Below are 13639 nucleotides of genomic sequence, written 5' to 3'. Positions count from 1 at the left end.
ACGGTCACCTCACCCTCTTGGGGCTGTTTGAGACCTTACTGAGTCCTGGGGAACGGATGCAGGTCACTCCCAGGTCACTTGACAACCTCCCACAGGTGGCCTGAATCCAACGTTCTTCGGCCCATTAGGGTGCGGTCATGAGCAAGAGCGGCTTCAGCGGACAGCGGACCCCGGCCCTGCGGGCCGACGCCCGGCGCAATCGGGAGGCCCTCATCGCGGCGGCCCGGGAGCTCTTCGCCGAGCAGGGCCTGGAGACCCCCCTGGACGACATCGCACGCCGGGCGGGGGTGGGCAACGCCACGCTGTACCGGCGCTTCGCCACCCGCGAGGAGCTGATCGAGGCGGTCTTCCACGACCTGCTCGACGAGGGCCTGCGCACCGGCGAGGAGGCGCGCCGGGGCGAGGACGCCTGGTCGGCGCTGGTGGGCTATATGGAGGGCATCTTCGAGGGGCTCGCCGCCAACCGGGGGGCCATCGAGCTGATGACGACAGCCGTCCCGGCGGGCCCGACCCTGGCCGAGCTGCGGCGGCACAACCACGAGACGGTGAGCGAGCTGGTGCGCCGCGCGCAGGAGCAGGGCGCGATGCGGGCGGACGTCACGGCCGAGGACCTGCTGTTCGGCCTGGCCGCGCTGGGCCGTTGCGTGCCCTCCGCCGCCGCGGTCGTCCCCGGCTCCTGGCGCCGCCACCTCGCCCTGCTCTTCGACGGCCTGCGCGCGGAGGCGGCCCGGCCGCTGCCCGCTCCCCCGCTGACGTTCCGCCAGCTGGAGGACGCGCTGGCCGACATGGCCGCGCCCCGGGGGCGCGCTCCGCAGGGCTGAGTCCGGCCTGGCCGAAATCCTGGTGCGGCCGCACCCGTCCGGACGTCATCATGCGGCCATGACCATGCCCTGGACCATCGCGCCCCAGCCGGTCGGCTCCCCCGAGTCGGCCGCGCTGCTGCGCGAGTACCTGATCGACGTCGCCGACCGCTGGTACGTGCTCTACGAAGGCCGCACCTCGACGCCGGAGGAGATCGAACGGCACCTGGCCGAGGACCCCAGCGACGACCTGGCCCCGCCGGACGGCGTCCTGCTGGTCGCCCGGTACGGGGACGAGCAGGCGGGGTGCGTGGGGCTGCGGCGGCTGGACGAGCGTACGGCCGAGCTGAAGCGGATGTACGTACGGGCGTCCCGGCGCGGGCTGGGCGGCGCCGCCCTGCTGCTGGGCGCCGCCGAGGAGGCGGCGCGGGCCTGGGGCGTGGAGAGGATCGTGCTGGACACCCGGCAGGACCTGGTGGAGGCACGGGCGCTGTACGCCCGGCACGGCTTCGCGGAGATCCCGCGCTACGGCAACAGCCCCTACGCGGAGGTCTGGATGGGCAAGGAGCTGACGGTGCTCGCACGGTGAGGGACGGCATCACGGAGGGCGGTGGTCCCGTCCGTCGCCGTTGTGGGGCTGCTCGGCGTCGGAGCCGCACAGCTCGGCATTGAGCGCGCGGACCAGCTCCTTGAGGTCGTGCGGCCGGTCCGCGGCCGTCCACCAGTCGCCCAGCAGATCCGCCAGCATCTGCTCGCGCGCCCGGAAGAGCAGCTCCGCCTGGCGCCGGCCCTCGTCGGTGAGCACCAGCGGCAGCCCGTCGCGCACGGCCAGGCCGCGCGCCTCCAGCTCCCGGGCCGCCTCGGTGACCAGCCGCAGCGGCACGTCGACCCGCTCGGCGAGCAGGAACGGCTCGGCGGAGCCGAAGCGGTGGATGCGCAGCAGCATCCACGTCGCTGCGGGGTGCAGGTCGAGCCCCGCGCTCCGGGTGATCTTCTCGTAGACCTTGCGGCGGCCCTCGCGGCTGCCGAGCACGGACAGGGCGCGGGCGCACTCCTCCAGCGAGGAGCGTTCGACGGGGTTGCTGGAGAGCACCTCGGTGGTGTCCGGGGCGGTGACGCTGGCGCGCAGCGGCTCCTCCTTGAGCAGCCAGGCCAGGGCGAAGGCGACGAGCGCGGGCGGGACGGCGTAGAGGAAGACGTCGGTGATCGACTGGGAGTAGGCGGCGAGCACGCCGGAGCGCTGCGCCGCCGGGAGCCGGTCGACCGCGCGCGGGTCGGCCTGGAGGGCGGTCGGGGTGACACCGGGCGGCAGCGTGGCCCCGGCGAGGGCGTCGGTGATGCGCGGGCCCAGCTTGTTGGTGAAGATCGTGCCGAAGACGGAGACGCCGAAGGAGGCGCCGATGGAGCGGAAGAAGGTGGCTCCGGAGGTGGCGACGCCGAGGTTCTCGTAGCCGACGGCGTTCTGCACGATGAGCACGAGCACCTGCATGACCAGGCCGAGCCCGAAGCCGAAGACGAAGAAGTACGCGCTCATCACGGCCGTGCTGGTGGCCGGGCCCAGCTGGTGCAGCAGGAGCAGGCCGAGGGTCATGATCGCGGTGCCGGCGATGGGGAAGACCTTGTAGCGGCCGGTGCGGCTGACGATCTGCCCGGAGCCGGTCGAGGAGATCAGCATGCCGGCCACCATCGGCAGCATGTGCACGCCGGACATGGTGGGCGTGACCCCGTGCACGACCTGCAGGAAGGTCGGCAGATAGGTCATCGAGCCGAACATCGCGAAGCCGACGACGAAGCCGATCACCGAGCAGAGCGCGAAGGTGTGCACGCGGAAGAGCTGCAGCGGCAGCACGGGCTCGGCGGCGCGCCGCTCGACGAGCACGAACGGCACCAGCAGCACCAGGCCCAGGACGGCCATGAAGACGATCTGCCAGGAGGACCAGGGGTAGGTGGTGCCGCCGAGCGAGGTCATCAGGACCAGACAGGTGGCGACGGCGGCGATGAGGAAGGTGCCGAGGTAGTCGATGCGGTGCGGGACCCGGCGGGCCGGGATGTGCAGGACGGCCGCGATGACCAGGAGGGCGACGATGCCGATCGGCAGGTTGATGTAGAACACCCAGCGCCAGCTGAGGTGGTCCACGAACAGCCCGCCGAGCAGCGGCCCCAGCACGCTCGTACCGCCGAAGACCGCGCCGAACAGCCCCTGGTAGCGGCCGCGCTCGCGGGGCGGGACGATGTCGCCGACGATCGCCATCGACAGCACGATCAGCCCGCCGCCGCCCAGGCCCTGCAGCGCCCGGAAGCCGATCAGCTGGGGCATGTCCCGGGCGATGCCGCACAGCGCGGAGCCGATGAGGAAGATGACGATGGCGGTCTGGAAGAGCTTCTTGCGCCCGTACTGATCGCCGAGCTTGCCCCACAGGGGCGTGGCGGCGGTGGAGGCGAGCAGATAGGCCGTGACGACCCAGGAGAGGTGCTCCAGCCCGCCGAGGTCGCTGACGATGGTGGGCAGCGCGGTGGAGACGATCGTCTGGTCCAGGGCGGCCAGCAGCATGCCCAGCAGCAGGGCGCCGATGGCGACGCGCACGGTGCTCTTGGGGTGCCCCTCGCCGGGCACGGGGGCGGGCGCCGCGGCCACTGCGGGGCCCGGGGTGTCCTGGGCCATGGGGGCTCCTCGGGCGGCTCGGGTCCGTTCGCTGCCTCCATCGTCGTCCGGGCGGGCGAATCCGGCCCGCTGGGCTACGCCGACCAGGGCCATTGGCGTTTACGCCCATCCGTTTGTATCTTTGAGAAACAAAGTGGCTCCGCCCGCACTCCCTGACCGGCGGGTGGAGCCACTTGTCTTCTTCCGCGCGCTCTGGAGTCCACCGATGACCACGCTCACGGCACGTGCCCTCCTGCTGGACATGGACGGCACCATCGTCAATTCCGACGCCGTCGTGGAGCGCTGCTGGCGCCGCTGGGCCGAGGAGCACGGCCTGGACCCGGAGGAGGCGCTCAAGGTCGTCCACGGCCGCCAGGGCTACGCGACCATGGCCGTCCTGCTGCCGGACCGCCCGATGGAGCTCAACCACGAGGACAACCGGCGCATGCTGGCGGCCGAGACGGCCGACATGGACGGCGTGGTGCCGGTGCCCGGCGCCCCCGCCTTCATGGCCGCCCTCGCCGCGCTCCCCCACGCCCTGGTCACCTCGGCGGACCGCGGCCTGGCCGAGGCCCGCATGGGTGCGGCGGGCCTGCCCATGCCCGCGGTGCGCGTCACGGCGGAGTCCGTCAGCGCCAGCAAGCCGGACCCGGAGGGCTTCCTCAAGGGCGCTGCGGAGCTGGGCTTCGCGCCCGGGGAGTGCATCGTCTTCGAGGATTCCGAGGCCGGCATCACGGCGGCCAAGGCGGCCGGCATGCGCGTCGTGGGCGTCGGCCCGCGCGCAGCCGCCCACGGCCCGGACGTGGCCGTCGCGGACCTGACGCGGGTGCGGGTGGAAACGGGCGCGGACGGGGACATCGTCCTGCACCTTTCGGGTGCCTAGGCCGTCTGCTCCTTCATGTGCGAGAGGACCACGTCGAGCTTCTCAGTCGGCGAGAAGTTGACGAACTCGCTGTCCTCCAGCATCTCCGGGGCGTGCCCGGGCCCCCAGTAGAAGGCCTGTCCGGCCTCGCAGATCTCCTCGCCCTGCTTGGTGCGCAGCCTGACCCGGCCCTTGGACAGCAGCCCCCAGTGCGGGCACTGGCACAGGTCGTCGGGCAGCCCCTTGAGCGACGGACCGAGGTCCGTCCCCTTGACGGCGCTCATGAACATCACGGTCATGCCGCCGCCGATGTCCTGCGTCCGCACCTCGACACCCTCGCCCTGGAAGGTGACCGGCATTTCCTCGCGGGTCGTCGACGTCATGGTTCCTCCTTACGCGTCCTCTCGCGCAGGCCCGACAGTTGCGCGTCGTAGTCGGCCAGCACTGTCCGTATCTGCTCCAGCGCCTCGTCGGGGATCTCCTCCGGCTCGCACTCGGCGACGTACCGCGCGGCGGCGACCAACGCCGCGAACTCATAGGCATGCGAGGTGATCCGCAGCACGCCGGGCCTCTCCCACTGAAGCCGCACGGCTTCAGCCCTTCGCGCTCAGATAAGCCTTGATCTCTCCCAACTCCCGGGCGAACGCGTCATAGTCCTCGCGCATGCCGTTGAGGTAGGCGCTCCACCCCAGGCTGTGCTTCGCGTAGTGCACGGCCTCCTGGATCTCCTCGTCGGTGGCTCCGAACAACTTGGCCGCCTCGGTGTGGAACAACGTGCAGTAACGGCACTTGGTCTCGGAGTGCAGGGCGATGCCCATGAGCTCCTTGTACTTGTTGGGGATCAGGGTCTCGCCGAGTTCCAGCTTCCTGAATATCTCCCACTCGTATTCGAGCAGGTCATCGGGGATCTCCGAGAAGAAATGGGGGACGATCCCCAGCGTTTCCTTGATCTCCGCTTCGATGTCACCACGGTTACGGCCGGCCATGACGGCCACTCCCTTTCAGGTGCGCAGGGCGGCTGCCTCACTTATTACGATAGGCGCCCGCGGGGCAGGCCTCTAGGGTGGCCGGATGCCCCCAGCGAAGACCGCGTTCGTCTGCCTGCCCTGCCGCGCCTCGTACAAGCAGCCGCACCCGGGCCGCTTCGACCATGACCGCGTCTGCCCGCGCTGCGCGAAGCCCCTGATCCACGCCGGCTCCGCCTTCGCCCCTCCGCGGCGCCGGGACACGGCCGCGTGGCGCACGCTCTCGGTCCTGCTGCACGCGGGCATCCGCTTCCACAAGAGCTGCTGCGGCGGCCCCGGTTACCGCCCGCGCACACTCGCCGAAGTCCGCGAACGCATGACGTACGCACGCCGCACAGGCGAACCATTCGCCCAGGCACTGCTGCGGCGAGAGGTGCCGTAGGCGCCCTCACACGCCACGACGAGCTCCACGTCCTCCAGCTCGCCCCCGATGACTGCCCGCGCTGGACAGTTGTCGGGGCTTTTGAGTTTGATCACTTGCTTATACGCAGGGTGACAGCCGACTAGGCCTGCTCCACCTCAGCCATGAGCATCCGAAGAGTAAGAGGCCGCGCAGATAGGCACGGTGGTGGTAGCCCGGCAGCAAAGCAGGCACAGGTCTTGGTGATCACGGAGTTGCGACGTTCTGTGATCACTGGGGGACCTGTGCCTGTACTTCCATCATGGCTGACCGAACCACTCTGGGGTCAATTCGCCGCCCTGTTGCCTGAGCGATCGACCTACGCACCGACGCATCCGCTGGGCTGCCACCGCCCACGCATCAGCGACCGGACCGTCGGCCTCGTCCTCGTCCTCGATCAGATCGCCGTCGACGGCTCCGTCACCAAAGCCCCCGGCGGCGGAGAGGTCGCGGGGCGCTCACCGGTCGATCGCGGCAAACAGAGCCTGAAACGCTCGGGCATGACGGACGGCTACGGAATCCCGCTGGGGCGCGTACTGGCCGGAGCGAACCACCACGGCTCCCCGCCGCTCGCCCCGACGCTGGACCGCCTGGACGACCTCGGGCCGCTGCCCGACGACATCACCGTGCACCTGGACGCCGGCTACGACTCGGACAAGACCCGCGCCGAACTCGCCGCGCGCAGCCTGATCCGCCGAGCGTGGACCACTCACCGCTGGGAGAACCGTCCCCGCCGCCGCCCGTGACGGACCACCATCCGCGCCAGCTCCAAGCCGCGTGCGCGAGAAGCGCTCGACGGGAGCGGGCTCAAAACGGGGCCTTCACCGGCCATCGTGCCCGCACCTACTCATTCGGGGAGCTTCGCAGTGGTCCATGAGCCGTACCAGTCCAGCCAGGCGGCAAGACCTGGCTGGTAACTTGACCCCATGACGGTGGCGTTGATCGACTCAGGACTTGGCCTCCTTTCCACTACAGGCTGGCTTCGGCACCTCGCCCCGGAACTCGAACTGCTTCTGCTTCTGGACCCCGACGGCGCCCCCTGGGGATCGAGAACGGCCTCCTTCGTCACGGACCGTCTGTTCACCGCCGCTCAATTGGCCGTCCAGCGGGGCGCGGAGGCCATCGTGGTCCCCTGCAACACCGCCACCGTCACCGCGATCGACGCTCTGCGCGAGAGGTTCGAACCGCGCGTGCCCGTGATCGGAACCGTACCCGCCGTGAAATCGGCCGCGGCAACCGGCCAAGGCATCGCCGTGTGGGCAACCGTCCGGACCACGTCGAGTGACTACCAGGATCGCCTGATCGCGGACTACGCGAACGGCATGCCTGTCGCGCGTGTCGCATGCCCCGGTCTGGCCGAGGCGATCGACCACGGCGACATGGCCGCAGCAGCGGAAGCGATCGCCGACGCAGCCGAGCGAACCCCCAAAAATTGCGACTCCGTGGTGCTGGGATGCACGCACTATCCCCTGGTGGCGCCAGAGATTCTGCAGAGCCTGCCCGCCGGAACCACCCTGTACGACAGCGCGGAGGCGGTCGCTCGCCAAACACTGCGGCGATTGGACCGAACCAGGGAATCGCACAGCACCATGGGCTCCATCGACGTGGTACTCAGCGGTCGCCGCGGAAACCTCCCGGCAGGCGCCCAAGCCCACCCAGTGGGCCGCGCCCTTGCCGCAGCAGGGCGGGTACCCCGCGAAATTCTCATCTCCGCCGCAACTCGCTCCCCGATGGCTGCACCGGCGATCTGAGCAAGCCCCAGATCCTCTGCACCTTCTCGGCCAGGCGTACAGCCACTCCGCTCGAGGCAGACCCCGGGTGATCACAGAGCGTGGCAACTACGTGATCGCCCAGGGCCTGTGCCTATCTCGCGACAGGGCTCCCCACCGCACCTATCTGCGCGGCCTCTTGAACGCTCCTGGTTCCACCTTGAAACGTTCCCAGCGGCTGACGTACTCCCGAATGGGCCCCGTCCCGAAGGCGTCGTTGATCTCGTCCGCTAGTCGCCCCTGGGACCATCCTCGTGCCTTGCGGAGGTCCCTGATCAATGCGCCGATGGCCATAGACCTAACCTGCCCCTAGTGCTGCCCGCAGGTACGCCAAGCACCCACGTTCGAACAGGACTTGCCCCTACCCTGCCCGCTCTGCGCCCGGTGGCGAAGTGCTCTCAACGGCGCCATCGGCGGACTCCCGTGGTCCCGAGTTCAGGGGCCGCTGGCCGAGATTCAGAGGCTGGAAGAGCTGGAGCGGGAGTGCCGCGCGGGGTGGGCGCGTCACCGCTCGCAAGTCCTGCACAAGGGCGACTCGGCACCTCCGGCCGCTACCAGATCGCCAAACGCCCGTCCGGCCGTCGCTGGTCACGACACCGGCCGAACGGGTGTTCTCACACCACGAAGCCCCCGCCCATGCCCCTCACTGCGAGGCATGGGCGGGGCGTCATGGCTCAGGGCGCCGAACAGGCGGACCGCGCACATCTCGACCATCGTCGCGGCCACTTCCTCGGGCGCCGGCCAGGACGCGGCGGGGACTCAGCCAAGCGGGAACGGCGGGTGGCTGACCGAATGGCAAACCTCTACTGACCTTCGATGCGCTCCAGGAAGGTCACGTCGGCCGCTGTCACAAATTTCTCGCGCTCGACAAGGAAGTGCCGGATGTGCGGCTGCCGCTCGTGAACTTCGAACGCGGCGCGGTCCCGGTACATCTCGTAGAAGACCCGCTGCTCCGGCTCGCCCGGGACTCCGTGGCTGACGTACAGCAGGGTTCCGGGTTCATGCTTCCGGATCCCGTCCAAGGTCTGCGACACCAATTCGTCGAAGGCTGCCGTTGCAGCGGCGTCCCTCAGGATGAAGCGCACGACCAGCCCAAAGCCAGAAGTCATGGGTCAGACTTGCAGATCGAGGCCGTTGAGGGTGGGGCTTCCCCCCAGAACCCAGCCCGGCTTCTCAGGCGTCGAACTCGTACTCCAGCACATACGACGTCGAGTCCAGCGTCATCTCACTGACCTCGACAGCCCTGCCGCCCTCGGCGAAGGCAGTCCGCCGGATCAGAACGACCGGGGTTCCGGCGGAGAGGTCCAACTGCCTGGATTCCTCGGCAGAAGGCATGCGGCAGCGGATCTCTTCCCGGAAGCGGACCGGCTTGCAGCCGAGCTCGGCAAGACGTGCGTAGATGCCGCCCGGACCGGTGTCCTCCCGAGTGATGGCGGACCCGGCCACGAGGTCGGCGGGCAGGTATGAGGTGGAGAGCAGGACCGGCCGCCCATCCAGAACGTAGCGCCGCTTTCGTGCCCAGACCTTCGCAATCGGCTCCACGCCCAGGAGACCGGCCACGTGCTCCGGCACCACACGTTCGGCGACCTCGATCCGGTCGACGGCCAAGGTGCGCTCCTGGGCCTCGTCCGACCAGATGGACCGACCGGAGTTCCAGGCCGTCTCGGACAAGCGTGGGATGCCGCGCCGACGGAGCGGTGGGAAGGGCTGCAACTGCGGTCCGGTGCTGCGATGGGACATCGGCCGGTCACTCTCCTTCAAGCGGCCTCCGGCACCAGCCGCTGCCCGTCGTGGATGCGCACACGCGGACCGTCATGGCTCAGCGCGTCGGTCAGACGTACCGCGTAGGCCTCGGCCATCATCGCGGTCACTTCTTCGGGCGTCAGCCACGCCACGGCGGCGGACTCGACCGACGTCCGTTCGGACCCGCCGACGGGGCGGCAACGGAAGACCAAGGCGACGATGCCGCGCGCCATGTTCTTGTAGACGCCGGTCAGCCGGTCCACGACGACCTCGACGCCGGTCTCTTCCAGCACTTCCCGGCGGGTGCCTTCTTCCGGCGCCTCTTCGAGCTCCAGGACCCCGCCCGGGAGCTCCCAGTGCCCGTTGTCCGCCCGCCGGATCGCGAGGACGCGACCGTCGTCACGCACGACGGCCCCTGCCACCGAGACCGAGTGGAGCGGCATGGACCTGGAAGACTGGCCCGCTGTATTCATGCGGACGAGCATAGGAGGGCGGGCAGGCCGATGGGGAACGAGGTCTCACGAGACTCAGGCAAGCCGCGATACTTGCAGATCGCTGACGATCTGGCCGCGCAGATCCGGGCAGGGGTTCTGGCCCCCGGTGCGCAGGTGCCCAGCGAATCCGAGGTCATGGAGCGTTACGGTGTCTCGCAAGGGACTGTGCGTAAGGCGATCGCCGAACTGCGAACAGTGGGGCTGGTGGACACCCATCATGGGCGCGGCTCGTATGTGAAGAGCCCGCCCCCTGTCCGGAGGAAGTCCTCGGACCGTTTCCGTCGCACTCACCGCAGCAGCGGCAAAGCCGCCTACCTGGCAGAAGCGGAACAAGCAGGCCACAAACCGAGCGTTCACGTGCTCTACATCGGACCGGCGGACGCACCGGCCGAGGTTGCCGCCCGCATGGGTATGACCGCAGGAGAGAAAGTGCTGGCCCGGCGCCGACGGTACTTCAGCGACGGCGCACCCACCGAGGAAGCAACCTCCTACCTACCTTGGTCGATGGCGGCGGAAATCCCCGAGTTGCTGGATGAGAACCCGGGCAAAGGCGGGATCTACGCCCGCCTCGAAGAGCATGGACATGCCCTTGTCGAGTACGTGGAGACCGTGCAAGCGCGCCTCGCCAGCAAGCAGGAGGCCTCAGCGCTGAGGCTCAGCCCGGGTTCTCCGGTCATTCATCTCGTGCGAGACGCCGTGACCAGCGGCGGACGAGTGGTCGAGGTCTGCGACACCGTCATGGCCGCGGATCGCTTCATCCTCGAGTACCGGATTGCCTCAGTGAGCTTCTTCGAGTTGGCCACTGATCGGGTGACGGGCGAGGGGTGCGTAACGGGCAAGGCTCCCGGACAGTTGAGCGAGAGATCTCACGTCTCAACTCGTCTGCCAGGGAGCCTTGTTGGTCACCTATCCTGCCGCACTGGACCTGCCGCACGCACTTGTGGAGTGGCTGACCATGCTGATCGTCACGCGTGAGGGTGACCGCCGGTGCAAGCTGCCGGCGTCTCAGCGAGCTCTGATCACGCTGGTGTACCTGCGCAAGCACGACACCCTGGCCCAGATCGCTTCCGGGTTCCGGATCAGCGAGAGCACCGCCCATGCCTACGTGCACAGCGTGACCACACTCCTCGCTTCCAGGGCGCCGTCCCTCGCCCAGGCCCTGCGCCGCGCCAAACCCGAGCATGTCCTGGTGGACGGCACGATCGCCGAGTGCGACCGGGTCGGCGACGGACAGAAGGACTATTCCGGCAAGGCCAGGCGACACGGAGTGAACATCCAGGCCGTCACCGGACCGGCCGGCGAACTCGTGTGGTACTCACCCGCACTGCCCGGGCGCACAGTCGACATCACCGCCGCCAAGACCCACCACATCATCACCATCTGTGAACGACTCAAGATCCCCGTCCTGGCCGACAAAGCCTACGAGGGCGCCGGCGGGACCTTCTGCACACCGTTCAAACGGCACGGCGGGCGAGAACTCACCACCAAGCAGAAGAACGTCAACCGCGCGCACGCCCGGCTCCGCGCTCCGGTCGAGCGGGCCTTCGCCCGGCTCAAGGCCTGGCGCATCTTCCGCCGGGCCCGGATCAGTCCCAACCGTTTGACGTCAATCGTATGCGCCATCCTCACCCTGGAGAGGCAACGCTGAAGAAGCTCAGTCGACTGACAATCAGTCATCTGAGTATCACCCTCACGGGTTTGCCGGACAGGTTGACTCCTCCAGTGGAGTTCGGCCACTCTCAACTCATACACTCGTATACATGAGTGCATGAGTGTCTGCCTCATCGGCAAGCAGTCAGAAGCAACAACCGGGAGGTTCGATGCAAGACCTCACCAGTGAGCCCGTCTTCCGTGCGCAGGACCAGAGAAAGCAAACGGGCCAACCTTTGCCGTCCTGCGCTCAATGCAAAGAGATCAAGGCCAAGCGCTACACCGCCGTCCAGCAAGGCGACCAGCGCATGGCCGAGGCCATGGCCACTGCCATGGGGCGGCATCAGCGGGCCGTGCACTCGTGATTGCCGGCCACGTTCGCGCCGTGACGAACGCGCACTGCGCCCACCCCGCCGCAGCGTGGGCGACAGCCGGCGGCATCCACACGTGCACCGCCTGCGGCACCCAACGCTTCGCGGACTACCGGGGCTTGGCCCTCGCCTTGCCCCTCCCCGAACGCCCCGGCCCGGGGCCGACCCGGCAGGGTCCTTCCCGCGCCGCACTACTCGCCAAGGTCCGCGAAGCGAATCTGCGCAGCACCACATCCAAGCCGTAAGCCCTACGAGCGCTTGACCGTGATCGCGCCGCTGCTCGTGGTCAGGTCCAGGTGGTGCGGGGCGGACCGGTCGTCGGGGATGGCTATGTCCTTGCCGCCGCTGCTGCTCTGGGCTGTCACCTGGTAGCGGCCGGCGGGCACCGTGACCGTGACCGCGCCGCTGGCGGCTTCCGCCCGTACATCCTGGGGTGCGGACACGGTCAGGTCGATGGCCCCGCTGGAGGTCTTCGCCTTCACCGGGCCGCCCTTGAGCCCGCGGCCGGTGATGGCGCCGCTTTCGGCCCGTACCTCGACCGCGCCGCTGACGCCGTCCAGGTCAATGGCCCCGGAGCTGGTCGTCACCTTTACCGCGCCCGTTCCCGACAGGCTGACCGCGCCGCTCGAGGTCCCGCCGGTCACCGGGATCCCCGCCGGCAGGTCGACCGTGTAGGCCACCGAGCAGTCGTCGCCACAGCCGCGGAGGACCAGGACACCGTTCTCGACGCGGTGCGTCGGCCCTGCCGGGCGGTCCCCGCCGTATTCGACGTAACGGTGCAGGTCCACCTTGTTGGCGCCCTCCTTGCCGCGCAGGGTGACCCCACCGGAGCCGCTGTCCAGCCGCACGGAAGTGATCTTCTGCGACAGCGTGGTGTCGTCCTCGAAGTTCTTCCGGAACATGCCGCACGCGCTGAGCCCGCCGACGGCGATTCCGGCCGTGACGACGGCAGTGAGCAGACGGAGGCGCGCACGCATGGATCTTCCACCATTCATGAGGGGGCTACAGGAGGGCGGCCCCCGAGGGAGCGCCCGACGAGGCTACGCGCCGAGCCGGAGGGCGACCATGGGGTAAACCCCCGGGGTCAAGGCCCCACTGCCGCCACCCCCTACCCCACCACCGCCTCGTAAAGGCTGAACCCCGCCAGCGCCAGCATCACCAGCGCCGCCGCCTTCGTGATCAGCTTGAGCGGGACGTACCGCATCAGCGTCTTCCCGCCGACGATGCCCAGGCCCGCCACCGCCCACAGGGCCAGTACGGCGCCCACACCCACCGATACCGGGGCGTTGTAGCGCGCCGCCAGGTTCGCCGTCATGATCTGGGTGAGGTCGCCGAACTCCGCGACGAGGATCAGCATGAAGCCCGCGCCCGAGACCTTCCAGAAGGACTGGTCGGCCGGCTTGGCGGGCTCTTCCTCCTCGTCGTCCTTCTTCAGCAGCAGCATCGCCGCACCGGCCAGGAAGAGCAGGCCCACCAGGGCCTGGAGGAGGCGGTGCGGGAGGAGGGTGAGCAGGCTGCCCGCCGCGATGGCCAGGGCCACGTGGACGGCGAAGGCGGCCGCCACGCCCGCGAAGACGTACGAGGCGCGGTAGCGGGTGCCGAGCATCAGGGAGGCCAGGGCCGTCTTGTCGGGCAGCTCGGCCAGGAAGATCACGCCGAAGACCAGCGCGGCTACGGTGAAGCTGAACACAGGGGGTTTCCTCTGTCGGTGGATGGGTGGGCGGTGAGGCTGCCGCACCGAAAGCACCGGGAAAGAGGGGTCGCTTCGGCACGGCAGCGTCATGGACACTGCGGCCGAAGGTCTCGCTGGCCGACTCGGACGAACCGGCCTCCGGGCGCCGGCCGGGCGCGAGGCCCAGCAGTATGTCGACGGTCCGGCGAAGA

The 13639-nt window shown here is 69.2% G+C and carries 17 protein-coding genes and 2 pseudogenes; 10 read left to right on the top strand and 9 right to left on the bottom strand.

Annotated elements, in window-relative coordinates; translation table 11 throughout:
* The first annotated feature begins 137 nt into the window (after positions 1 to 137).
* Both FHS39_RS08355 and FHS39_RS08350 read left to right on the top strand, forming a co-directional pair.
* The gene (locus FHS39_RS08355; protein WP_184347852.1) at positions 138 to 821 is read left to right on the top strand and encodes a TetR/AcrR family transcriptional regulator; all 684 of its coding nucleotides are present in this window, start codon (positions 138 to 140) and stop codon (positions 819 to 821) included.
* A 64-nt stretch (positions 822 to 885) separates the two neighbouring features.
* The gene (locus tag FHS39_RS08350; RefSeq protein WP_184348789.1) at positions 886 to 1389 is read left to right on the top strand and encodes a GNAT family N-acetyltransferase; all 504 of its coding nucleotides are present in this window, start codon (positions 886 to 888) and stop codon (positions 1387 to 1389) included.
* Positions 1390 to 1398: 9 nt separating this feature from the next.
* On the opposite strand, the gene FHS39_RS08345 is transcribed toward FHS39_RS08350, so the two are convergent.
* Complete coding sequence (locus tag FHS39_RS08345; RefSeq protein ID WP_184347849.1) at positions 1399 to 3462, bottom strand: MFS transporter; 2064 nt, start codon at positions 3460 to 3462, stop codon at positions 1399 to 1401.
* A 205-nt stretch (positions 3463 to 3667) separates the two neighbouring features.
* Here FHS39_RS08345 and FHS39_RS08340 point away from each other — a divergent pair, with 205 nt between their 5' ends.
* The gene (locus tag FHS39_RS08340; RefSeq protein WP_184347847.1) at positions 3668 to 4324 is read left to right on the top strand and encodes an HAD-IA family hydrolase; all 657 of its coding nucleotides are present in this window, start codon (positions 3668 to 3670) and stop codon (positions 4322 to 4324) included.
* Here FHS39_RS08340 and FHS39_RS08335 read toward each other — a convergent pair.
* From FHS39_RS08335 to FHS39_RS08325, 3 genes are read right to left on the bottom strand one after another with little or no spacing between them, the layout of a single operon-like run.
* Entirely contained in the window at positions 4321 to 4686 is a 366-nt protein-coding gene (locus FHS39_RS08335; protein ID WP_184347845.1) for a cupin domain-containing protein, read from the bottom strand. The genes FHS39_RS08340 and FHS39_RS08335 overlap by 4 nt on opposite strands.
* Positions 4683 to 4892: a hypothetical protein gene (locus FHS39_RS08330; RefSeq protein WP_184347843.1), complete on the bottom strand. Its 210-nt coding sequence runs from the start codon at positions 4890 to 4892 to the stop codon at positions 4683 to 4685. Before FHS39_RS08330 ends, FHS39_RS08335 begins: the two co-directional genes overlap by 4 nt.
* A 4-nt stretch (positions 4893 to 4896) precedes the next feature.
* A complete protein-coding gene (locus FHS39_RS08325; RefSeq protein WP_184347841.1) occupies positions 4897 to 5289 on the bottom strand; it encodes a carboxymuconolactone decarboxylase family protein in 393 nt (130 codons plus the stop codon).
* 85 nt (positions 5290 to 5374) lie between these two features.
* On the opposite strand from FHS39_RS08325, the gene FHS39_RS08320 reads away from it, so the two are divergent.
* The 3 genes from FHS39_RS08320 to FHS39_RS08310 all read left to right on the top strand — a co-directional run bounded on the left by FHS39_RS08320 (position 5375) and on the right by FHS39_RS08310 (position 7479).
* Positions 5375 to 5710, top strand: a complete 336-nt coding sequence (locus tag FHS39_RS08320) for a deoxyxylulose-5-phosphate synthase (RefSeq protein ID WP_184347838.1) — start codon at positions 5375 to 5377, stop codon at positions 5708 to 5710.
* Between the two features lie 263 nt (positions 5711 to 5973).
* A complete protein-coding gene (locus FHS39_RS08315) occupies positions 5974 to 6474 on the top strand; it encodes a transposase (protein WP_184347836.1) in 501 nt (166 codons plus the stop codon).
* Between the two features lie 180 nt (positions 6475 to 6654).
* Entirely contained in the window at positions 6655 to 7479 is an 825-nt protein-coding gene (locus FHS39_RS08310) for a glutamate racemase (protein ID WP_184347831.1), read from the top strand.
* Positions 7480 to 8300: 821 nt separating this feature from the next.
* Here FHS39_RS08310 and FHS39_RS08305 read toward each other — a convergent pair.
* The 3 genes and pseudogenes from FHS39_RS08305 to FHS39_RS08295 form a co-directional block, all read right to left on the bottom strand.
* Positions 8301 to 8582: a putative quinol monooxygenase gene (locus FHS39_RS08305; RefSeq protein WP_343069438.1), complete on the bottom strand. Its 282-nt coding sequence runs from the start codon at positions 8580 to 8582 to the stop codon at positions 8301 to 8303.
* Positions 8583 to 8670: 88 nt separating this feature from the next.
* Positions 8671 to 9234: pseudogene (locus FHS39_RS08300) on the bottom strand (GntR family transcriptional regulator); the annotation flags it as partial.
* A gap of 20 nt (positions 9235 to 9254) precedes the next feature.
* Positions 9255 to 9725, bottom strand: coding sequence for an NUDIX hydrolase (locus FHS39_RS08295; RefSeq protein WP_184347818.1), 471 nt, complete (start codon positions 9723 to 9725; stop codon positions 9255 to 9257).
* Between the two features lie 18 nt (positions 9726 to 9743).
* Between FHS39_RS08295 and FHS39_RS08290 the strand changes: the two are divergent.
* From FHS39_RS08290 to FHS39_RS26015, 4 genes and pseudogenes are all read left to right on the top strand, one after another.
* Positions 9744 to 10508 (top strand): annotated as a pseudogene (locus FHS39_RS08290) (GntR family transcriptional regulator); the annotation flags it as partial.
* A gap of 124 nt (positions 10509 to 10632) precedes the next feature.
* Entirely contained in the window at positions 10633 to 11382 is a 750-nt protein-coding gene (locus tag FHS39_RS08285; protein ID WP_184347814.1) for a transposase family protein, read from the top strand.
* 172 nt (positions 11383 to 11554) lie between these two features.
* Positions 11555 to 11749, top strand: coding sequence for a hypothetical protein (locus tag FHS39_RS08280; protein ID WP_184347812.1), 195 nt, complete (start codon positions 11555 to 11557; stop codon positions 11747 to 11749).
* On the top strand, positions 11746 to 12000 hold the full coding sequence (locus tag FHS39_RS26015; RefSeq protein WP_425507753.1) for a DUF6255 family natural product biosynthesis protein: 255 nt from the start codon (positions 11746 to 11748) through the stop codon (positions 11998 to 12000). Before FHS39_RS08280 ends, FHS39_RS26015 begins: the two co-directional genes overlap by 4 nt.
* Positions 12001 to 12003: 3 nt before the next feature.
* On the opposite strand, the gene FHS39_RS08275 is transcribed toward FHS39_RS26015, so the two are convergent.
* Together FHS39_RS08275 and FHS39_RS08270 are read right to left on the bottom strand one after the other, a co-directional pair.
* Positions 12004 to 12732, bottom strand: a complete 729-nt coding sequence (locus tag FHS39_RS08275; protein WP_184347810.1) for a DUF4097 family beta strand repeat-containing protein — start codon at positions 12730 to 12732, stop codon at positions 12004 to 12006.
* Positions 12733 to 12863: 131 nt separating this feature from the next.
* A complete protein-coding gene (locus tag FHS39_RS08270) occupies positions 12864 to 13445 on the bottom strand; it encodes a TMEM165/GDT1 family protein (protein ID WP_184347808.1) in 582 nt (193 codons plus the stop codon).
* Positions 13446 to 13639 lie beyond the last annotated feature (194 nt).

The sequence above is a fragment of the Streptomyces olivoverticillatus genome (assembly GCF_014203555.1).
GTDB lineage: Bacteria > Actinomycetota > Actinomycetes > Streptomycetales > Streptomycetaceae > Streptomyces > Streptomyces olivoverticillatus.
This window is presented reverse-complemented; position numbering and strand designations above follow the sequence as displayed.

Excerpts from the sequence above, each read along its gene's own strand:
- FHS39_RS08355 (WP_184347852.1), top strand. The coding sequence starts at position 138 with ATGAGCAAGAGCGGCTTCAGCGGACAGCGGACCCCGGCCCTGCGGGCC.
- FHS39_RS08350 (WP_184348789.1), top strand. The coding sequence starts at position 886 with ATGCCCTGGACCATCGCGCCCCAGCCGGTCGGCTCCCCCGAGTCGGCC.
- FHS39_RS08345 (WP_184347849.1), bottom strand. The coding sequence starts at position 3,462 with ATGGCCCAGGACACCCCGGGCCCCGCAGTGGCCGCGGCGCCCGCCCCC.
- FHS39_RS08340 (WP_184347847.1), top strand. The coding sequence starts at position 3,668 with ATGACCACGCTCACGGCACGTGCCCTCCTGCTGGACATGGACGGCACC.
- FHS39_RS08335 (WP_184347845.1), bottom strand. The coding sequence starts at position 4,686 with ATGACGTCGACGACCCGCGAGGAAATGCCGGTCACCTTCCAGGGCGAG.
- FHS39_RS08325 (WP_184347841.1), bottom strand. The coding sequence starts at position 5,289 with ATGGCCGGCCGTAACCGTGGTGACATCGAAGCGGAGATCAAGGAAACG.
- FHS39_RS08320 (WP_184347838.1), top strand. The coding sequence starts at position 5,375 with ATGCCCCCAGCGAAGACCGCGTTCGTCTGCCTGCCCTGCCGCGCCTCG.
- FHS39_RS08310 (WP_184347831.1), top strand. The coding sequence starts at position 6,655 with ATGACGGTGGCGTTGATCGACTCAGGACTTGGCCTCCTTTCCACTACA.
- FHS39_RS08295 (WP_184347818.1), bottom strand. The coding sequence starts at position 9,725 with ATGCTCGTCCGCATGAATACAGCGGGCCAGTCTTCCAGGTCCATGCCG.
- FHS39_RS08280 (WP_184347812.1), top strand. The coding sequence starts at position 11,555 with ATGCAAGACCTCACCAGTGAGCCCGTCTTCCGTGCGCAGGACCAGAGA.
- FHS39_RS08275 (WP_184347810.1), bottom strand. The coding sequence starts at position 12,732 with ATGCGTGCGCGCCTCCGTCTGCTCACTGCCGTCGTCACGGCCGGAATC.